22 protein-coding genes are annotated in these 19357 nt (G+C 71.5%); 14 read left to right on the forward strand and 8 right to left on the reverse strand.

Annotated elements, in window-relative coordinates; all coding sequences use genetic code 11:
* Positions 1-75 precede the first annotated feature (75 nt).
* The gene (locus tag ACQPZO_RS00595) at positions 76-1125 is read right to left on the reverse strand and encodes an LD-carboxypeptidase (RefSeq protein WP_433346030.1); all 1050 of its coding nucleotides are present in this window, start codon (positions 1123-1125) and stop codon (positions 76-78) included.
* A 319-nt stretch (positions 1126-1444) separates the two neighbouring features.
* On the opposite strand from ACQPZO_RS00595, the gene ACQPZO_RS00600 reads away from it, so the two are divergent.
* From ACQPZO_RS00600 to ACQPZO_RS00610, 3 genes are all read left to right on the forward strand, one after another.
* The gene (locus tag ACQPZO_RS00600) at positions 1445-2080 is read left to right on the forward strand and encodes a SigE family RNA polymerase sigma factor (RefSeq protein WP_433346032.1); all 636 of its coding nucleotides are present in this window, start codon (positions 1445-1447) and stop codon (positions 2078-2080) included.
* A 2-nt stretch (positions 2081-2082) separates the two neighbouring features.
* The gene (locus ACQPZO_RS00605) at positions 2083-3282 is read left to right on the forward strand and encodes a hypothetical protein (protein WP_433346034.1); all 1200 of its coding nucleotides are present in this window, start codon (positions 2083-2085) and stop codon (positions 3280-3282) included.
* Between the two features lie 413 nt (positions 3283-3695).
* The gene (locus ACQPZO_RS00610) at positions 3696-3956 is read left to right on the forward strand and encodes an e9imm peptide (protein WP_433346035.1); all 261 of its coding nucleotides are present in this window, start codon (positions 3696-3698) and stop codon (positions 3954-3956) included.
* Here ACQPZO_RS00610 and ACQPZO_RS00615 read toward each other — a convergent pair.
* Positions 3953-4765, reverse strand: a complete 813-nt coding sequence (locus ACQPZO_RS00615; RefSeq protein ID WP_433350698.1) for an inositol monophosphatase family protein — start codon at positions 4763-4765, stop codon at positions 3953-3955. The two genes, ACQPZO_RS00610 and ACQPZO_RS00615, sit on opposite strands and share 4 nt — an antisense overlap.
* Before the next feature lie 874 nt (positions 4766-5639).
* Here ACQPZO_RS00615 and ACQPZO_RS00620 point away from each other — a divergent pair.
* The 4 genes from ACQPZO_RS00620 (at position 5640) to ACQPZO_RS00635 (ending at position 7170) form a co-directional block, all read left to right on the forward strand.
* The gene (locus tag ACQPZO_RS00620) at positions 5640-6440 is read left to right on the forward strand and encodes a helix-turn-helix domain-containing protein (RefSeq protein WP_433346037.1); all 801 of its coding nucleotides are present in this window, start codon (positions 5640-5642) and stop codon (positions 6438-6440) included.
* Complete coding sequence (locus ACQPZO_RS00625; RefSeq protein ID WP_433346039.1) at positions 6431-6622, forward strand: DUF397 domain-containing protein; 192 nt, start codon at positions 6431-6433, stop codon at positions 6620-6622. Before ACQPZO_RS00620 ends, ACQPZO_RS00625 begins: the two co-directional genes overlap by 10 nt.
* Before the next feature lie 6 nt (positions 6623-6628).
* Positions 6629-6823, forward strand: a complete 195-nt coding sequence (locus ACQPZO_RS00630) for a DUF397 domain-containing protein (RefSeq protein ID WP_433346042.1) — start codon at positions 6629-6631, stop codon at positions 6821-6823.
* A 173-nt stretch (positions 6824-6996) separates the two neighbouring features.
* Positions 6997-7170, forward strand: a complete 174-nt coding sequence (locus ACQPZO_RS00635; RefSeq protein ID WP_433346044.1) for a hypothetical protein — start codon at positions 6997-6999, stop codon at positions 7168-7170.
* A gap of 296 nt (positions 7171-7466) precedes the next feature.
* Here the strand turns inward: ACQPZO_RS00635 and ACQPZO_RS00640 are convergent, their stop codons facing one another.
* Entirely contained in the window at positions 7467-8189 is a 723-nt protein-coding gene (locus ACQPZO_RS00640) for an SAM-dependent methyltransferase (RefSeq protein WP_433346046.1), read from the reverse strand.
* Positions 8190-8199: 10 nt separating this feature from the next.
* Positions 8200-8880: a VOC family protein gene (locus ACQPZO_RS00645; protein ID WP_433346048.1), complete on the reverse strand. Its 681-nt coding sequence runs from the start codon at positions 8878-8880 to the stop codon at positions 8200-8202.
* A 157-nt stretch (positions 8881-9037) separates the two neighbouring features.
* Here ACQPZO_RS00645 and ACQPZO_RS00650 point away from each other — a divergent pair, with 157 nt between their 5' ends.
* The 3 genes from ACQPZO_RS00650 to ACQPZO_RS00660 all read left to right on the forward strand — a co-directional run bounded on the left by ACQPZO_RS00650 (position 9038) and on the right by ACQPZO_RS00660 (position 11588).
* A complete protein-coding gene (locus tag ACQPZO_RS00650; protein ID WP_433346050.1) occupies positions 9038-9931 on the forward strand; it encodes a LysR family transcriptional regulator in 894 nt (297 codons plus the stop codon).
* 124 nt (positions 9932-10055) lie between these two features.
* Positions 10056-10958, forward strand: coding sequence for an LLM class flavin-dependent oxidoreductase (locus ACQPZO_RS00655; RefSeq protein ID WP_433346052.1), 903 nt, complete (start codon positions 10056-10058; stop codon positions 10956-10958).
* 111 nt (positions 10959-11069) lie between these two features.
* Positions 11070-11588 (forward strand): AAA family ATPase, encoded by a 519-nt coding sequence (locus ACQPZO_RS00660; RefSeq protein WP_433346054.1) that lies wholly within the window; start codon positions 11070-11072, stop codon positions 11586-11588.
* A 112-nt stretch (positions 11589-11700) separates the two neighbouring features.
* Here the strand turns inward: ACQPZO_RS00660 and ACQPZO_RS00665 are convergent, their stop codons facing one another.
* Genes ACQPZO_RS00665 through ACQPZO_RS00675 form a run of 3 tightly spaced genes read right to left on the reverse strand, consistent with a single transcriptional unit; the run spans position 11701 to position 13887 of the window.
* Entirely contained in the window at positions 11701-12114 is a 414-nt protein-coding gene (locus ACQPZO_RS00665) for an ASCH domain-containing protein (RefSeq protein ID WP_433346056.1), read from the reverse strand.
* 34 nt (positions 12115-12148) lie between these two features.
* On the reverse strand, positions 12149-13291 hold the full coding sequence (locus tag ACQPZO_RS00670; protein ID WP_433346058.1) for a questin oxidase family protein: 1143 nt from the start codon (positions 13289-13291) through the stop codon (positions 12149-12151).
* Between the two features lie 47 nt (positions 13292-13338).
* On the reverse strand, positions 13339-13887 hold the full coding sequence (locus tag ACQPZO_RS00675) for a phosphoribosyltransferase family protein (RefSeq protein ID WP_433346061.1): 549 nt from the start codon (positions 13885-13887) through the stop codon (positions 13339-13341).
* Positions 13888-14102: 215 nt separating this feature from the next.
* Here ACQPZO_RS00675 and ACQPZO_RS00680 point away from each other — a divergent pair, with 215 nt between their 5' ends.
* The 4 genes from ACQPZO_RS00680 (at position 14103) to ACQPZO_RS00695 (ending at position 18670) form a co-directional block, all read left to right on the forward strand.
* A complete protein-coding gene (locus ACQPZO_RS00680; RefSeq protein ID WP_433346063.1) occupies positions 14103-14744 on the forward strand; it encodes a septal ring lytic transglycosylase RlpA family protein in 642 nt (213 codons plus the stop codon).
* Between the two features lie 121 nt (positions 14745-14865).
* A complete protein-coding gene (locus tag ACQPZO_RS00685) occupies positions 14866-15993 on the forward strand; it encodes a PP2C family protein-serine/threonine phosphatase (RefSeq protein ID WP_433346065.1) in 1128 nt (375 codons plus the stop codon).
* A gap of 303 nt (positions 15994-16296) precedes the next feature.
* On the forward strand, positions 16297-18153 hold the full coding sequence (locus tag ACQPZO_RS00690) for an acyl-CoA dehydrogenase (protein ID WP_433346067.1): 1857 nt from the start codon (positions 16297-16299) through the stop codon (positions 18151-18153).
* 247 nt (positions 18154-18400) lie between these two features.
* On the forward strand, positions 18401-18670 hold the full coding sequence (locus ACQPZO_RS00695) for a DUF6458 family protein (protein ID WP_111212693.1): 270 nt from the start codon (positions 18401-18403) through the stop codon (positions 18668-18670).
* Between the two features lie 63 nt (positions 18671-18733).
* Here ACQPZO_RS00695 and ACQPZO_RS00700 read toward each other — a convergent pair whose 3' ends face one another.
* On the reverse strand, positions 18734-19264 hold the full coding sequence (locus tag ACQPZO_RS00700; protein WP_433346070.1) for a SixA phosphatase family protein: 531 nt from the start codon (positions 19262-19264) through the stop codon (positions 18734-18736).
* Between the last annotated feature and the right edge of the window lie 93 nt (positions 19265-19357).

The raw sequence follows: 19357 nt of genomic DNA on the forward strand, positions 1-19357 counted from the left end.
CGGCCGGGTGTCCCCGAGAGGGCCGATCGCAGTCGTCCGGATCTACTTGGCACTGGCAGTCGCGTGGAGAGGGCCCTATCGATAGTCGGCGAAAATTCGACGTTCCACGCCATCGACGGTGACAGGGCCGCCGTGGGGAAGGATCCACTGCGGTCTGGTATGGCCGAATGGGATGCCGACGCAGACGACTGCCTCTGGGTTGTAGCGGGTCACCACGTCGACGACCGTATCGCGCTGCTGCTCGCGTAGCCGTGCCCGATCCGCGGCAGCGGGTCGGCGGGTGTGGTCGGAGACCGGCGGACGGGCGACCAGGACCGCGTCGACGGCGCTGAGGAGACCGCGTTCACCCAGTGAGCGGACAATGAAGCCGACATCGCGCGCAGGGAGGAGCTCTTCCGACGTCTCGATGATCAGCACCCCGCCTTGCAGAATCTCCGGGGGAAATGGGAAGCGTCCCGCCGTCAGGATCCACTGGAGGAGTTCCAGGCAGCCGCCCCAAGTGGGGCCGGTGACTGCACGGCGCGGCCCGTACCAGCTCCACGGCTCCGTCGGTTCGCGTTCTCCGAAGAATTCCAACGCCTGCGGATTGGCCCAATCAATCCCGACATCTTCGGATTCGCCCGGATCGGTGATCTCCAGCCGTTCCCCGGTGAGTAGCGCCGCTCGCAACGACCGGGCGTGGATGTCGTCTACGGCAGGCCCGGGGCCAAGGTGTACCTGGGAGGATCCGCCGTAAAAGCTGGCGATACCAGTTCCCCAGAGCCAGTGGTGCAGGTTGGTGTTGTCGCTGGTGCCTAGGAACGGCTTCGGATCGGCTCGGGCGAGGTCGGCGTCCAGATGCGGGATGACCGTGATCTGATCCTCGCCTCCGACGACGGCGAGAATGCCGCGTACCTGAGGATCTGCGAAAGCGGCGTTGATGTCCGCTGCACGCGCTGCCGCGGTCGCACCGACCTCGCGGGTGGTCGGGTATTCAACTGGAACGAGGCCGGTCACGTCAGCAAGCCGTCGCATGGCCTGCTCGTGAATCTCAGGATAGGCACCTGCCGCAGCGAAGGACGGTGAGAGGACCGCGATGTGGTCCCCTGGGCGCGCCTTCCGAGGACGAACAAGATCGTGCTTCATACCGAGATCCAACAGGTGTGCCAGTCCGTGCGCATCTCATTTCGGATGTTCGAGTCGGGGGTTGAAGCAGCGCCTCACGACGTTGCGCTTGCGGGAGATCGCCTGTTCGGAGGCTGAGTATCGCCCCGCCGGTATTGCTCTTACCAGCGCGGCGGTCTACCTGGTCCGAGCGTGCCCGCCGAACGGGTAGAGGGCTGTGCGCGGCGCAGGGATGCAACGGTCTGGCGAGGTGGTCGCCCCTGATGGGCAACCCGGCGCTGCTCCGGCCACGACTTAGCGGTGTTGGAGGTACAGCTACGGGAGGAGTGGAGATGCGGGTGTGCGGACGATCACCGTGTGGTCGGTGGCCGGTGGGAGGACAGGGCCGGGAATGCCGCTGAGCCGGGGAGTCGCCGAGCGGGCCGCGGCCGACGCCGAGTACACCGAGTGCGTCCGCGCCGGTCTGCCGCAGTGGCGCCGGACGGCGTATCTGATGTGCGGTGACTGGCATCAGGGCGACGACATCGTGCAGCGGGTGCTCACTGAGCTGTATCGCAACTGGCCGCGGGCCCGGCGGGCCGACAACCTGAATGCGTTGGTCCGGACGATGCTGCTGCGGCGGTTGATCGACGATCGGCGACGGGGTTGGGCCCGAGTGTTGCTCACCGATCTGTTACCGGTGCGGCCCGCGCCGGCCGCACCGGATGCCACGGAGCGGCTCGATTTGGTGGCGGCCCTGCGTCAGGTTGCGCCGCGGCAGCGGGCCGTCTTGGTGCTGCGGTTCTTTGAGGACCTGACGGTGGAGGAGACGGCGCGGGTGCTGGGCTGCGCGCCAGGCACCGTCAAGAGCCAGACCGCCAAAGGGCTGGCGACGCTGCGTGGCCTGCTCGTCCCTGGCGGAAATGACGTGCTGACCGCGATGCGGACCGGCGACGCAAGTGGCGCGCCAATCAACAGGTTGACTCACGGGAGCTGACGATGATCGAGGAACTGGATGTGGCGCGGTTGATGCGCGCCGGGGTTGAGTCGGCCGAGAAGCCGTCGGCCGTTTTGAACATCGAACGGGCGATGATAGTCGGACGGCGGCAGCGCTGGTACGCCCGCGGTGCGGGTGCCGCACTGGCGGTGGCCGCGCTGGCCGTCGGCGCTGTCACGGTGCCGGGTCTGGTCGCGCCGGATCGGCCGTCGGCGCCGTCGCTGGAGATGGTCGGCGCCCTGGCTCCGTTGCAGCCATACACCGGGCAGGTGCCGTCGGCTGCCTCGTCCCGGATCCCGGCCGCGTTGGAAACGGTCGATCCGAGTGTTCAGTACGTTCGGTTTGGGTGGCTACCGTCGGGCTTGGACAGCGTGCAGTACCAGGCGGGTCTGCTGCTGAGCGGCCCGGGAGTCACCCTGATCGGGCATGCCGCCGGCTTGCCGAACCCCAACTGGTCAGGGGTGTCGGTCAGCCTCTACCCGGAGGGAGTGACGCCGGCCGCGCCGCAGGTCGTCGGCATCGACGGACGGGCGCCCACCGTGAGTACGGCACCCGCGCCTGACGTACGGGGCGCAGCGGCGAACTTCACCCAGTACGACGTCGACGGCACCGACCAGCTCTGCCTCCGCTGGCAGTACGCGCCGGACGGCTGGGCCGAGGTCCGGGTCGCGCCCTGGGCGTCGAGGCAGGACGCCCGCGAGATCGCCCTGCACGTGGCGCAGCAGCTCACGTTGAGTACGACCGAGCGGGTGCAGTTGCCGGCCCAGGTCGCGGGGGTGCCGCAGAACTTGCGGCCGATTCTGACCAACGTCTCCGGACCGCTGGCCCCGGACGGGCGGTGGTACGCGGGCGTCACGTACAGCGCCGAACCCCCCACTGCAGATCCCGGCGTGCAGCGTGCGAGAACGCTGGACGTCACCTTCTCCCCGTACTTCGAGTTGACCGACAAGATCCGGGCGGAACTGAACGGTAAGGAGCCCCAGCAGCCGAACACCACCATCAACGGTCATCAGGCGCACCTCGCCCCTGGCGGCGATCCGGACTGGCTTGAGTCGCTGACCGTGTACGACGTGCAAGGGTTGACGGTCAGCATCGATGCACACCGCGGAACGCTCGCTGAGCAGGGCGCCAAGGGCCTGTTCCAGCAACTCGACCTCGCCGACGCCACGCGGGACTGGCGCCCCGCGCTGGTGGCCGACTGACGCGCGCAGTTCACCGCCCCGGAACTCGCCGGTCCTCGCCGACGGTTCAGGGGCGGTCCGCGTCCGGCCCAGTTCTGCCTGGTTGTGACTGTCGAACCGGCGTCGGCGGTCACGACGCAATCCGCTGCGTGTGCTGCTCCACGACGGCCCGGAATCGCTCGGCGTCCGGTCAATCATGGGAGCCAGATGATGGCGGCGATCAGCACGAGGCTGGCTCGGTAGAGGGACGCGCGTTTGGCGCAGCGGGTGGCCAGGTCACGGCGGCCAAGCCGGCGTGGGGCCAGGTCGCAGCGGCCAAGCCGGCGTGCTCGCCAACGAGCGGATGCCGGACGTCGGGGCGGCGCAGGGTGGCCGGGCGGCCGAACCCGACCGGGACGCCGGGGAGTCGAGCACGCTCGCCTACGCTGCGCGGCATGGATCAGAGCGTGCCTCCGAAACTCACCCGGGATGAGGCCATCGTCCTCGTTGAGCGGATCATGAGTCTCGGCTACGCGGACGACGCTGAGCTCAACGACTTGCTGGGTCAGCTCGAACGTGACCTCGTCTGTCCGGACATCGCTGAAATGATCTTTTCGGTCCCCGAGCTGACAGCCGCTGAGGTCGTTGAGCGGGCCCTCGCCTACGAGCCGATCGAGATGCGGTCCGGGCCGTGGACGGAGCCGCCGACCAGCTAGGCGACGTCACCGGCAGGTGGGAGCTGCCTGTCGACCAGCGCCAGCAGGGCGGCGTGGGTCTGACGATCCGCCGCCACGATGAGCCCGTCCGCGCCGGTGTGCAGCGGTTGTCCCTGGATGCCGGTCACCACGCATCCCGCTGCCTGGCACAGGGCGATCCCACTGGCGAAGTGCACGCTGTCCCGCAGGTCACCGTCGGTGACGTAGGCGGCCCGTCGGCCGGCGGCCACCCAGGCCACCGCCAGGGTGGTGGAGACCACTCGGGGCCGGAACCGCTCGACGAACCCCGGGTCGGCGAGCAGCCGCGCCGCCTGGAACCCGGGAGCGTTCGGGAACGGCGGATCGAGATTGACATCCACCAACCGGGACTCGGCGGAAGGTGTGAGCCGCTCGTCGACGCCGTCGCGACGTACGTACGCGTGAGTGCCGTCGGTCCAGAACACCTCGTCCGTGAACGGGTCGGCCGAGGCCGCCACGGTGACCTTCGCATCGGTCCGCAGCGCGACGTTCACCGCGACCAGCATGTTTCGTACGGCGTAGTTGAGCGTGTCGCACAGGGGGTCGACCAGCCACTCGCGCGCGGTGTCGCTGGCACCTGTGCGTCCGCTCTCCTCGCCCGTCACGGCATCCTCCGGCCGCGCGGAGCGGAGGACATCGAGGATGGCGTTCTCCGCCTCGATGTCGGCCGAGGTGGCGAAGTCGCCCCCGGGCTTCTCCAGGCGGGTCAGGGCGGCTCCGTACCTGGCCCGGACGATGACGGCTCCTGCTTGCGCGGCCTCGATCGCCACGTCCTCGTCGCTACCCACCATCCGCGCAGGGTACCGGCCCTCGACGGGTCGAGTGTCGCCCGATCCGTCGGGTCGGGCGTTCCGCTGCGCCCTGCGGCGCGGCCGACGCGCCAGGGACAGCCAGCCGAGGAACCGGGAGTACATGGCGGCCCCGTCGGGGCGCCCGCCCAGCCGGTACACGTCGTCCATCGCCTCGTACATCGACGTGGCCAGGTAGAAGGCGAGCGCGACCGAATGGCCGTAGAACTCGGCGGCCAGGTCGAGCTGGGCCGGCGGGCACGGCCACTGCGCGGCGCAGACCCGGCAGAGCCAGGCCGGGCGCATCGGCAGGTGGGGGCGGCTCACCGTACGTCCTGCCGTGGAACCTTGTCGTAGCCCCTCACCGACACGGCCGACCACCGTTGCCGCGTCGCTTCCCGCCCCGCGCGCGGAACTCGCCCGCAGCCGGTCGCAGGACCCGCGTCGCGGTGTCGTTAGGCGGGAACCGGTGCGGCGGGATCATCGGGCCGATCAACGGCGGGTCGTACGGGACCGGGTCCGGCTGGGCCGGCGGCGGCGCGGGCTTCGGCTTGTCCTTTCCCACGCGCTCCCGCCACGGCGGACACGCGGCGTGCCGGCCCCGGCGGTTGTCGGTGCGGTGACGTCCTTCTCGGTTCGGCACGATGCTCCCTGTCCGTCGAAGTGGCAGAGATTCGCCCGCGGGTGGTACGCAAAAGGCTGGGCGAACCCCTCGACGCCGCTGACGGTCGGGTTCCTCGTCAGCGGCACGTTGTGACACTCTGCTGTCGAGGGCACTACGCTCGGAAGGTGCTCCGGCTGCTCGGGCGGGTCTGGCGGGACTGCCGGCTGGGGTGCGGCAGCGTGAGTAGTAGATCTTTGTTCTGGGAGGCTCTGAATGGCTGATGTCCCGAGTCCGCTCGCCGCCTTCATCGTTGCGGAGATCAGGCGTGCTCGCGGAGCAGCCGGTATGACGCAGGAGACCTTCGGCCGAGGCGCGGGCTTTAGCGCGTCCCACGTCAGCGCCGTGGAGCAGGGCACTCGTGCGCTTACGTTGGACTTCATCAAGGGGGCCGATCGCGCGTTCAGCAACGGCGGTCTGTTCGAACGCATGGTGACCCAACTCGGGGCCGCGTCCTGGTTCCTGCCCTGGCTGGATGCCGAGCGCAGAGCAACACAACTTCGATACTTCGAGCCGAATCTGATTCCGGGGTTGCTACAGACCGAGGCATATGCCCGTGCGGTGTTGCGGCTCGACCCGCGACTGTCCGACGACGAAGTCGACCGCCGGGTGGCGGCTCGGATCGAGCGACAGAGCATCCTTGCTCGCGAGGACCCGCCGCAGCTCGTCGTGGTGGTCGACGAAGGTGCGATCCGACGTGTGGGCGAAGGCGCGGAAAAACTGATGTCAGTGCAGCTACTGCATCTTGTAGCCTGCGCCGAGCGACCCAATGCCAGTGTCCACGTCGTCCCTGCGGACGTCTGTTTCCATGCTGGTTTGTCCGGTCCGCTGTCGCTGGCGCACGCGGCAGACGGCAGTTGGGTGGGTCACCTCGAAAGCCAGCTCGGCGGCGATGTCGTGGACCGCGCGGCGGACCTGGATACGCTTTTCGAGCGGTGGGAGAGCATCCGGAATGAGGCGCTGTCGAGGCGACAGTCCCTGGACCTAATCAAAAAGGTGGCGACTCAATGGACCTGACTGGCGCACAGTGGAGGAAGTCCACCCGTAGTGGCACCAGCGGCGGCAACTGCGTGGAGGTCGCCGACAATCTTCCCGGTGTCGTTGCCGTGCGGGACAGCAAGGACCCGGCCGGCCCGGCGCTCGCCTTCGCTCCGGTGACGTGGCGTGCGTTCGTCGCCCGCATCGCCGAGCGAGCCTGAACGCGCATGAACGACCTGACCGGCGCGCGGTGGCGAACCAGCACCCGCAGCAGCTCCAACGGCGGCGCTTGCGTGGAGGTCGCCGACAATTTTCCTGGCGTCGTTGCCGTGCGGGACAGCAAGGACCCGACGGGCCCGGCGCTGACCTTCGCTCCGGTCGCGTGGCGTGCGTTCGTCGCCCGCATCGCCGAGCGGGCCTGACGACCCCGTACCCCCGGAGCACCCGCTTCCAGCCGCGCCGCGGGCGCTCTGCCGTGTACCGACGGAATGCGGTCTGACGGCGAAACCGGTGGTGCCCGTCGTCGGCGGCCCGGTACCGTCCTGGCACTCCGGGCTCGAACCGGTAGGGCCCGACGAGCGGTGGCGAGGTCGAGATGGGCAGCGGTGGCGGTACGACGGTGCTGTGGCGTCCGACCGGTCCGGAGGAACTGGATCTGGTCCGGCTGTCCGGGTGGCGGCGCTGGCCGCAGTGGGTGCCCGCCGAGGAGATGGACGAGTTCAACGACCACATCGTCGGGTCGATCGAGGTCGTGCACGAGCTCCGGTAGCCGACAGCTAGCGCTTGTGTCGAGGTCGGTCTACCTCGGTGCGGTGCGGGCGGTGGGTGCGGGGTGATGGCATCGCCGGGGCGCGCCCGAGCGCGCTCTTGCGCGCCCGAGCGCGCTCTTGCGCGCCTGACCGGGTCGGTGGCGGTTCCCGCCCCCGGAACTGGGAGATCTTGGAAGCAAACGGCCCCTCCAGGGGCCGAAATCTTCCAAGATCTCCCCAATCTCCGCGTTACCACCGCGATCGGGTGCCTGCTGTCAGGAGACGTGTGTACGCCTCGCGCACTTCGACGCAGGCTTTAGCGGACGAACGTGAACATTTCCCCGGAGGCGTCCAGCAGGCGGGGCGTGCTGGCGAACCGGTGTACGCCGACGGAGAAGAGCACACCCTTCGGCGCGTGGAACGCCCGCTCCACGAATCCGGCGTCGCGCAGCCAGCCGCGCAGCGCCGGGGTCAGGTCGGGGGCGCGCCGGGTCCGCGTCCAGATCACCGTGGCACCCGCCGCGCAGAGCTGCGGCAGGGCGGCCACGGTCCGGCGTACGTCATGGTCGTTGACGTTGCCGAAGACCCCGGCCAGGAGCACCAGGTCGGCGGGCACCGCCCCCGCGTACGACGAGAGCCGCCCCGCGTCGGCCCGCTCGACGGTGACGTTCGTGAGCCCGGCCCGGCCGGCGGCATTCCGGGCGGCGGCCACATTGCCCGCGTCGTACTCCAGCAGCGTCGCGTGGACCCGGTGCGCGTCGGCCCGCCCGGCGAGCACGCCGACGAGGTCGTGCCCCTGGCCCGCGCAGGCGCTGACCACCGTCAGCCTCTCGTCGGGGCGCTCGTCCAGCCACGCGGCGATCTCCCGCCGCACGAGGTGCAGCCGGCGCGACAGGGGCGATTCCTCGTCGGCGTAGGGCTCGTGCCACGCCTGCCAGTCGGTCCGGGCCGTCATCCCTTCGGAGTCCAGCGGAGGTGTCGTACGCGCGATCACCGCTGCGTCCGCGAGCCGGATCTCCGCCCCGATGTCATCACCCACCCCGGTGAACCTAGGGGCCGGCGGACTCCCGATCCACCGGATAACCGTCGGCCGGCTCGTCCTGCGGGTACCAGCGCAGCTCGACGACGTTGCCGTCCGGGTCCCGGACGTAGACCGATGTGGCGCTGCCCCGCGCCCCGAACCGCCCCACCGGCCCCTCGACCACGTCGAGGCCACCTGACGCGATCACCTCGGCCCAGTCGAGCGGGGCCACCACCAGGCAGAAGTGGTCGACATTGGATTCACCCCTCAGGCCCCGGACCAGGTCGATGATCGTCTCCGGGTTGACCCGTACCGACGGGAAGGGCGCCTCGCCGGCCCGCCACCGGTCGACGCGGACCGGCTCCAGACCGAGCGTCCCGCAGTAGAAGGCCAGCGAGCGTTCGACGTCGGCGACGGTGAGGACCAGGTGGTCGAAGCCGGTCACCCGGACCGCGCTCACGCCGCCACCTCCAGCGCGTGCGCCCGGCGCAGCCAGTCGGTGAACAGGGCCCCGAAGGTCACGTACGCCGAACTGGGCCTTGAGCAGGCACACCGGCTGTCTGCCGGGCCGGTCGCCGAGGCCCCAGCCGGGGTGACCGTGCCACAGCGCTCCGGTCGCCTCCGGCAGGGCCGCCTCGACGACGGCGTGCACCCGTTGCCCGACCTCCGGCAGCGGGGCGTCGAGTCCGGTCAGGTATTCGCTGGGCATGGCGTACTCCTCGTGGTCGTCAAGGGTGGGGGCAGTGGCCCCGGGTGACGCTCTCAACGATCGACCGGACGGCGGCTCCGACCAAGCCATTATCGGGCTACGACCGTTTACCCTGGCTCAACGAACGTTGGCCGGGTCGCCGCGTGGTGGGGGTCGGATGCTGGAACGGTACGAGGTCGAGACGTTCCTGACCCTGGCCGAGGAGCTGCACTTCGGGCGTACCGGCGGGCGGTTGGGGGTGACCACCGGACGGGTCAGCCATGTGGTGAAGAAGCTGGAACGGCGGATCGGCGCGCCGCTGTTCGCGCGTACCAGCCGGGTGGTGACCCTGACCCCGATCGGCCGCCGCCTCGCCGACGACCTGCGCCCGCTGGTCGGCGGGATGGAGGCGGCGGTGCGCCGGGCCACCGAGGCGGGGCGGGGGATGACCGGGCAACTGCGGGTCGCCTTCCTCGGCGAGGGGACGGCGTCGGTGCTGCTGCGGGCCGTCGCCCTGTTCAGCGAGCGGCACCCCGACTGCGAGGTGCGGGTACGCGAGGCGCAACTCGCCACCTCCCGGGCCAGCCTGCTCGACGGCTCGGTCGACGTGCTCGTGGCCTCGTACCCGTTCGACGGGATGGCGTGCGGCCCGGCGCTGCTGACGGAGGGCCGGGTGCTCGCGGTGGCCGCCGAACATCCCCTGGCCCGCGCCGGGTCCGTCTCGCTGGAGGTGCTGGCCGAGCACCCGGTGGTGCAGTACCCGGCGGTGACCTCGGCGGAGCTCAAGCGGGACCGCACCCCCGAGCGCACCCCGTCGGGGCGGCCGGTGCCGAAGGGCCCGACGGGAAACACGTTCTCCGAGCTGCTGACCCTGGTGGCGCTGGGCCGGGGCGTCCTGCCGGTCGGCGAGCACACCCGGCGCTACTACCCGCGCCCGGACGTCGCGTACGTGCCGATCAGCGACGCCCCGCCGATCCGGCGCGGGCCGGTCTGGTTGGAAAGCAACACGACGGCCCGGGTCCGTGAGTTCGTCCGGGCAGCGACGGACACGGCGGCACGCCCGCCGGCCTGAGCCTCGCCCGCCGGCCTGAGCCGGGGTGCGGCGTCCGGCTGAGCCCGGGGACGTGCCGGGAACGAGGGAAGGCGCCGGGCGGCGAGCGGGTCGGTAACCCTCGGCAGGTCGTACGCTGGCGATCATGCGGATTGGCATCGTGATCCTCCCGGACCAGCGCTGGTCGGACTCGCAGCGCCGGTGGCGGCAGGCGGAGGAGTGGGGCTTCGACCACGCCTGGACGTACGACCACCTGGGCTGGCGGGACCTCATCGACGGGCCGTGGTTCGACTCGATGACGACGCTGACCGCCGCCGCGACGGTGACCTCCCGGATCCGGCTCGGCACCCTGGTCGCCTCGCCCAACTTCCGGCACCCGGCGACGTTCGCCCGGCAGATCACCGCCCTCGACGACGTCTCCGCCGGCCGGTTCCTGCTCGGTCTCGGCGCGGGTGGCATCGGCTTCGACTCGGCCGTGCTGGGCGGCGAGATGCTGCCGCCGCGCCAGCGCGTCGACCGGCTCGCCGAGTTCGCCGAGCTGCTCGACCTGATCCTGCGGGAGGACGGGACGACGTGGCGCGGCGAGTGGTTCGCCGCCGTGGACGCCCGGAGCAATCCCGGCTGCGTGCAGCGTCCCCGGGTGCCGTTCGTGATGGCCGCCAACGGTCCCCGTTCGATGCGGCTGGTGGCCCGGTTCGGGGAGGGTTGGGTGACCACCGGTACGGGTGGCGACGACCTGGAGGCGTGGTGGGGGACCGTGTCCGACCTCGCCGCCGGGATGGACCGGACGCTGGCCGAGGCCGGCCGCGACCCGGCCACGCTGGACCGCTACCTCTCCCTCGACTCCGCCCCGGTCTTCTCGCTGAGCAGCGCGGACCTCTTCGCCCAGCAGGTCGGGCGGGCCGCCGCGCTGGGCTTCACCGACGTGGTCACGCACTGGCCGCGGGCCAGCAGCTGGTACGCGGGCGACGAGGCCGTCCTGGTGGACGCGGCCACCCGCCTGCTGCCCGAGCTGCGCCGCCTCGCCCCGGCTGACCGTCCCGCCTGACCGCCCGTCCTCATGAACGTCTTGGCGGGGCGGACAGGTCCCGCCGACGAAACGTCCTGTCATGCCGAATTGCGGGTGACGATTCCGGCCCTGTCCGCCACCCTGGCGTCCATGAGAGCGGACGAAGCACGGCTCCCCGAGCAGCCTGAGGTGGTCCTGATGTGCGGGTTGGCCGGCTCGGGCAAGACGACGTACGCCAAAGACCTCGAGACCAAAGGCTACGTCCGCCTGTCCGTCGATGAGGAGATATGGCAGCGCTTCGGTCGCTACGGGGTCGACTACGAGCCCGACCGGTACGAGGAGCACACCGAAGTCGCGAGGCAGGCTCTGCGGGAGCGGTTGCTCTCACTCGTGGCACAGCGTCGCGACGTCGTCATCGACTCCAGCTTCTGGCAGCGCTCGCGACGGCAGGCCTACAAGGAGCTGATCGAGCAAGCCGGGGGCTGCTGGCGTCTCGTCTACCTCAAGGCCGAGCCGACGCTGCTACGGCAGCGCCTTCATACGCGAGCTGAGCGCTTCGACGCCAACGCCGCCTTTCCGATCACCGACGAACTGCTGGACCGCTACCTCCAGAGCTTCGAGCCGCCGTTCGGCGAGGGGGAGGAAGTCATAGTGGTGGCCGCCGACTGATGAGCCGGCACACGTGCTCTCGGCGGCACTCGGAGGACCGCTCCGCGACCGCTGAGCCTCCCGGGCGGCGGTCGCCTCGGCGCGGAGCGTCGGCAGGGGCCTCCCGTGCACCTCAGGTGGCGGTGCCGCCCTCGGTCGAGACGAGCCGGAACCGGATGCAGACGACCTGGGTCTCGTCGGTGACGGGGGTGCCGACCCGGGCCCAGTAGGCGGCGTGACCGGCCCGCCACTCCTCGATGGACCGGTCGCCCTCCCCTTCCGAGCGGGCGAAGTCCCAGGGGACGTCGGCGAAGCGGACCACCTCGACGCCGGTCACCTCGACGACCCCGACCAGCGCGTCGTGGTCGTCCACGAGGGCCAGCCGCTCGCCGGCCCGCTCGAGTGCCTCGCCTTCCTCGGCGTACTCGCCGATCAGGCCGGCGGTCGCCGTCTTGACCTCGGCGAGCACCAGTGCGTTGAGCCGGGCCCGCAGCTCGCCGGGGGTGCCGAGGGAGAGGGAGCGCAGTTCACCGATGCGAGGCCACATCCTGCCGAGGCTACGCGGGCCCGCCGCCCACCGCTCAGATGAGCTGCCCGGCGTACCCGGCCGAGGTCAGCACCCGTTCGTCGCCGGTCGCCGCGTACGCGTCGAACACCGCGTCGGCGAGCTTCACCACGTGCGCGTCGCCGTGCCGGGCAGCCCGGGCGAAGACCTCCGCAGGGGTGCCGGGGGCCACGGCAGGGGACGCCACGCAGGCCCGGGAGGCGTACACGGCGGTCACCGCCGCCGTCGCGGACCAGGCCGCTGCGAGGCTCGGCGCCCAGAGCCCGGAGTCCAGCGCCGGCAGGGTACGCAGCACAGCCGTCGGCGCGGTCACCGTGTGCACCAGCATGACGGGCTCCGCGTGCCCGTACCGGAGGTAGTTCAGGCATGCCTGGCGTACCAGTTCGGCGAGCCCCCGCTCGGCCTCGGCCGGGGTCCGCGCGGGGCGTAGTGCCGCTAGCGAGGACTCCCAGCCCGGTACGTCGGGCAGCCGCCCCAGCCGCTCCCGGAGGCCGCCGGTGCGGTCGGCGATCCGGGGCAGCCCGGCCAGCGCGGCGTCCACCCCGATCCGGTCGGCCCACGTGTCGCCCGGGTCACTTCCGCCCGTGGCCGTACCAAGTCGACCGGCCCGCGTGTCGGCCGGGCCGGCCCGGCCGGTGCGGACCTCGCGGGCCTCGTGCGGCCCGTCCGATGGGGTCGTCGGCGGGACCGCGCCCGGCACCGGCTGCCAGCGGGCCGCCCAGTAGCCGAGCGCCTGGCCGAGCTCCGCGAGGCGGTCCGGTCCGGTCTCGTCGGCGCGCAGCGCCCGCACGGCGTGCCCCACCCGGATGACGCCGTGGGTGGCGCCGGCCGCGATGCCCGGCAGCAGCCGGGGCCACCAGGTGCCGAGCACCTCCCGCCAGGGGCGCTCACGCAGCTCCCGGTCGAAGTGCACGAGCCAGTCACCGGCCCGTTTCGGGTCGCCGAGCGCCACCCGCCAGTCGTCGATCGGCCGGAGGCCGCGCGGCAGCTCGTCCAGCCGGCGCAGGTAGCCGTCCAGCCATCGGTGCACCCGGTCCCCGTGCCCGTGCCGGGCCAGCGCCTCCGCCGCCATCGGCCCGTGGTTGGACAGCCAGCCCTCGTACTCGGGGCCGGTCCGGTGCAGCCGCCGGTACGCCTCGTCCAGGATTCCGTCGTCCATGCACGGATCGTCCGACTTCAACCTCGCTTCAGGTCAATAGTCGCCGCTCAGCCCAGCCGGGCGGCGTCGAGCAGGCCGCGTACCCGCAGCTCGGTGGCGAGGGCGGGCGGGCAGTCGACGACCACCGCGGACGTGCCGAGGGCCTCGGCCCCCCGGGTCGCGCAGATCTCGTACAGGGCGTGGAGCTGGGCACCGGTGGCCACCCAGTCGTCGACCACCAGCACCCGGTCCCCGGGGCCCAGGTGCCGGTCCCGGACGCCGAGCTCGACCCGGCGGCCCCGGAAGTCGGGCGGGCTCTGCGCCCAGGTGGTCGCCCCGGCGGGCAGCCGCCCGTCCCCGGCCTTGTGCGCCGGCACGAAGCCCACCCCGAGCGCGGTGGCGGCGAGCGGGCCGAGCAGCAGCCCGGTGACGGCCGGGGCGAGCACCACGGTCGGCCGGGCAGCCCGGAACGGCGCGACCAGGGCCGGCCCGAGTTCCGCCAGAACGGCCGGGTCCCGCCACCAGCCGGAGACGTCGCTGACCAGGTGGGTGCTTCCCGGGCCGGGATCGATCCACCGGAACAGCTCGACGAGGCGTTCGCTCAGCTCAGCGGGCATGCCGCCCATCCTGCGACATCCCCGCGAGCCGCGCCGCGCCGGCCGGGTCCGGGGCCGGCCGGGTCCGGGGCCGAGCGGGCCACCTCGCCTCGGATGATCGGCTACACGTATGCGAGCAAATGCGTTCATAGCACCATGATCACGTTGACTTCGGAAGTGCTTCTCTCGTTACGGTCCGGGCCGGTTTGTTCAGCGACGACGAAAGGACGGGCCCGGTGGCTGGTAGGCACTCCCGTACCCGCATGTTCTCCTCGCCGGCCGGCATCGCGGCCACCGCGGCGGTCGGCGTCGCGCTCGCCGTCGGTGGGACCGTCGGCGCCGTCCAGCTCGCCTCCGGCGAACCGGCGGACTCCGCGCCGGCCCTCGCCGACGCCACGGTGAGCAGCCCCGCCGTGCCACCCTCACCCTCGGCGTCGCCGAGCGCGAGCCTGCCGCCCAGCGCCGGACCTTCGCCCACGGTCACCGCCAGCCCGAAGGCGACCCGGACCCAGGCCGCGTCGCGGAGCAAGGCCCGCACCGCCGCGCCGAAGCCGGCCGCCACGACCAAGAAGCCGGCCCCGGCCAGCACCGTCGTCGACAGCGGCTCCTGCGGCGCGTCCTTCTACGACGAGGGCCAGCTCACGGCCAACGGGGAGACCTTCAACCCCGACGAGCTGACCGCCGCGCACAAGACCCTGCCGTTCGACACCAGGGTCCGGGTGACCAACCCGGCGAACGGCAAGTCGGTCACCGTGCGGATCAACGATCGTGGCCCGTTCATCGAGGGCCGCTGCATCGACCTGTCCCGGGCCGCATTCGCCACCATCACCTCCGTCGACGTCGGTGCGCTCACGGTGAAATACGAGGTCCTGGGCTGACGCGGCGGCCCCTGCGGTGGGCGAGGCATCCGTCCCCCGTCGGTCCGGCACTCCGGACCGGCCGGGCAGAACATCCTCGGACGACGGGCCAGGCTCATTCACCGGCCCACGTCGATCAGGCATGCTGTCCCTCGTACGCACGCATGCCTTCCAGTCGGGCCGCGGCCCGCTGACCCCCGGATCCCGCGCCGGCCTCGGCGCGGCCCTCGCCCTGCTCGCGATCATCTCCGGGGTGGAGTTGGCGGACGGGCGTACGGCGCACTACATCGCCCTGATGGTCGCCGCGCCCTTCCTCGCCGCCGCGCTCGCCTCCTGGCGGGTGGTGCTCGGGGTGGGCGCCGTCGCCACCGCGATCGGGTCGACCTTCGCCCTGGTGGAGCCGACGACGTCGCTGGTGACTGCGGTCAACGTGGCCGGCATCGCGCTGGCCACCGCCATCGCGGGGGCGGTGGCCGGTGCCCGGGAGCGGCAGGCCGAGCAGATCGCCGAGCTGTCCAAGCTGGCGACGGTGGCCCAGCAGGCGGTGCTGCGTCCGCTCGGCCCGCAGGTGGGCACACTGGCGGTGGCCGGGCGCTACATCTCGTCCACCGCCACCGCCGAGATCGGCGGCGACCTGTACGAGGCGATCGACACCCCGTACGGCGTGCGCATGATCATCGGTGACGTCCGGGGCAAGGGGCTGGACGCCGTCCGGCTGGCCAGCATCGTGCTCGGCTCGTACCGGCACGTGGCCTACGAGCGGGCCGACCTGCGGGCCGTGGTGGCCGACCTGGACCGGGCGGTGGCCCGCAACGTCGGCGACGAGGACTTCGTCACCGCCGCGCTGGTCGAGGAGCGGGGTGGGACGCTCACCATCGTCAACTGCGGCCATCCGGCACCGCTGCTGCTGCGCCGGGGCGCGGTGATCCCCCTCGAACCGCCGGCGCCCGCCCCGCCGCTGGGCTTCATGCCGGTCGTCCGGCCCCGGGTCGAGCGGCTGGAGCCGGGCGACCGCCTGCTGCTGTTCACCGACGGCCTCGGCGAGGCCCGCCGGGACGGCGAGTTCTTCCCGACCGCCGACCGGGCCTGGCGGCTGCTCGGCCACGGCACGGTCGGCGACGGGCTGGCCTCACTGGAGACCGCCCTGGTCGAGTGGGTGCACGGCCGGCTCGACGACGACATCGCCCTGGTCCTGATGGAGTACGCGGGCCCGAGCAGCGCGGTGACCGCCCCGGTGCCGAGCTGGGAGGTCGGCGCCGCCGAGGGCTGACGTCGGTGCCGCTGCGGGCCGACGGAGCTGCTCCGTGTCGGGAATCGTGCTGTTTCCTGGAGAATGTGGTGTCGTGGCACGGCTGAGGCCACTGATTCCAGGATTGGGCACGATTTCGTCACTCGGCGCCGGGCGGTGGCGGCCCGATGGCCGCTGGCCTGCTGATTCGGTGGCCCGGCGAGTGCCGGAACGCGGGTGTGTAATCGCTGTCACTTCCGCGGCCGGCTTGTCGCTGCCTACCGACGAGTAATACAGTCGGGGTTACTGATCGGTAATACCTGTCCGGAAGCGGGGCCAGCGAGCATGACCCACTACAAGAGCAACCTGCGGGACCTCGAGTTCAACCTGTTCGAGGTCTTCGGGGCGGACCGGGCGTTCGGCCAGGAGCCGTACTCGGATCTCGACGTCGACACCGCGCGCAGCTTCCTCGCCGAGGTGGACCGCCTCGCCCGCGAGGATCTGGCCGCCAGCTACACGGACAGTGACCGGAACCCGCCGGTCTTCGACCCGGCCACGCACACCGCACCGCTGCCGGAGTCGTTCAAGAAGTCGTACCAGGCGTTCATGGACTCGGAGTTCTGGCGGCTGGACCTCCCGCCGGCCCTCGGCGGCACCAACGCCCCCCGCGCCCTGTGGTGGTCGCTCGCCGAGTTGGTGCTCGGCGCGAACGCCCCGGTCTGGATGTACTCCTCCGGCCCCTCCTTCGCGCACGTGGTGTACGTCGAGGGCAACGAGCAGCAGCAGAAGTGGGCCAAGCTCTTCGTCGAGAAGCAGTGGGGCTCCACCATGGTGCTCACCGAGCCGGACGCGGGCTCGGACGTCGGCGCCGGTCGCGCCCGCGCCGTCCAGCAGCCGGACGGCTCGTGGCACATCGAGGGCGTGAAGCGCTTCATCACCTCCGGCGAGCACGACCTGAGCGACAACATCGTGCACTACGTGCTGGCCCGTCCGGTCGGCGTCGAGGGCGCCGGCGGCCCGGGCACCAAGGGGCTGTCGCTGTTCGTCGTCCCGAAGTACCACTTCGACGAGAACACCGGCGAGCTGGGCGAGCGCAACGGCGTCTACGCCACCAACGTCGAGCACAAGATGGGGATCAGGGTCTCCAACACCTGCGAGATGACCTTCGGCGAGCACGGCGTGCCGGCGAAGGGCTGGCTGCTGGGCGACAAGCACGACGGCATCCGGCAGATGTTCATGATCATCGAGTACGCCCGGATGATGGTCGGCACCAAGGCGATCGCCACCCTCTCCACGGGCTACCTCAACGCCCTGGAGTACGCGAAGAACCGGGTGCAGGGCGCCGACCTGATCCAGCAGGCCGACAAGACCGCGCCCCGGGTCACCATCACCCACCACCCGGACGTGCGCCGCTCGCTGATGCTTCAGAAGTCGTACGCCGAGGGCCTGCGTGCCCTGGTCTGCTACACCGCCACGTGGCAGGACCAGGTCGCCATCGCCGAGGCGGCCGGCGACGAGAAGGCGACGAAGATCGCCAAGCGGGTCAACGACCTGCTGCTGCCGCTGGTCAAGGGCGTTGGCTCGGAGCGGGCGTACGAGATGCTCGGCCACGAGTCGCTCCAGACCTTCGGCGGCTCCGGCTTCCTCGAGGACTACCCGCTGGAGCAGTACGTCCGGGACTCGAAGATCGACACCCTGTACGAGGGCACCACGGCGATCCAGAGCCTCGACCTGATCTTCCGGAAGATCGTCCGGGACAACGGCAAGGCCCTGATGACGGTGGCCGCCGAGATCCAGGAGTTCATCACCTCCGAGGGCGGCAACGGCCAGCTCAAGCAGGAGCGGCAGTCGCTCGGCAAGGCGCTCGCCGAGATCCAGAGCATGCTCGGCGTGCTCACCGGCTGGCTGGGCGAGGCGCAGGCCGGCGACTCCCGGGCGCTCTACAAGGTCGGCCTGAGCAGCCGGCGGTTCCTGCTGGCGATCGGCGACCTGGTCGTCGGCTGGCTGCTCCAGCGGCAGGCCGACGTGGCCCTGCGCGCCCTGAACGGCGAACTGTCCGCCACCGACAAGGCGTTCTACACCGGCAAGGTCTCCGCCGCGAAGTTCTTCGCCCGCGAGGTGCTGCCCCGCCTCGGTGCCGACCGGCGGATCATCGAGAACACCGACCTGGACGTGATGGACCTCCCGGAGGAGTCCTTCTAACCCCAATCCTCCCGGGGCGCCCCGCGCGCCCCCACCCGCCGGGTCTGCGCCGGCACTTTCACGGAATGAGGGCTGTCCCGCGCCGGGAGGCCACAGATTCCGGGAAAGTGCCGGCGCTTCTGGTTCGGAGGGGTTCGGGGCTCTATCGAGGTGTCTGCACCGGGTAGTTGGCGGCGCGGGCGGGTAACCGGGGCGCGGACGTCGTCAGTGAACGCCCAGAGCCACCGCACGTGGGGGTGCAGCGCACATGGGCATTGGTAGCGGAATCTTTCTGATCGCCATCGGCGCGATCCTGACCTTCGCCCTCCGGGCGAACGTCTGGTGGGTGGACCTGCGCGCGGTCGGCTGGGTGTTCATCCTGGCCGGGTTGGCCGTACTGCTCACCACGCTCTGGTTCTGGCAGGACCGGCGCAAGCGGGCGCGCACCTTGATCGTGGAGGAGAACCGGCTGTCGCATCCGACCGCGATGATGCCGCCTCCGCCCGACCCGCCTCCGCCTACGGCGCCGCCGTCCTGAGTAAGCCCGTGAGCAGGGGCCCTGGTCGCACCGGGGCCCCTGCCACGCGTACCCGCCTCGGGCTCAGCCCCGTGCGGTGTGGCGGGCGGTGATGTCGGCGTGGCGCAGGTCGGCCCAGCGGAGCCGGGTGCGGTGCACCACGAGGTCGGCGGTACGCATGCCCTGCTGGTCCGCCCGATCCGGGTCGAGGAGCGCCGAGAGCAGCGAGACACCCGGATTGTGGGCGACCAGCAGCACCGTCGTCGCCTCCGGCGGTGCCGACCGGATCAGGGCCAGCAACTCCACCGGGCCTGCCTCGTACACGCCGGGTTCGTAGCGCACCGCCGGGGAGGCGCCGGCGGGCCCGGTCTCGTCCGGCGAGCCGGTCATGCCCAGCGCCACCCCATGCCAGGTTTCCCGGGTGCGTCTCGCGGGCGAACAGAACACCACGTCGGGCAGTAGGCCGTGCCGGGCCAGCCAGGCGCCGGCAGCGGCGGCGTCGGCGCGCCCCCGCGCGGTCAGCTGCCGATCGACGTCCCCGCCGTCGCCCGGCGGTTCCGCCTTGGCGTGCCTCAGCAGCACCAGCGTCCGTTCCGTACCCCCGGCGTCCGTCATGGCCCCAGCTTGCCGGATTGGCGGGCGGAGTGCCGGGGTATGTCGATGGGTGCCGCAACCTCACGATGGCCGCGGCGGGTAGAAGCGCCAGCT

Source organism: Micromonospora sp. CA-111912 (genome assembly GCF_050948415.1).
Classification (GTDB): domain Bacteria; phylum Actinomycetota; class Actinomycetes; order Mycobacteriales; family Micromonosporaceae; genus Micromonospora.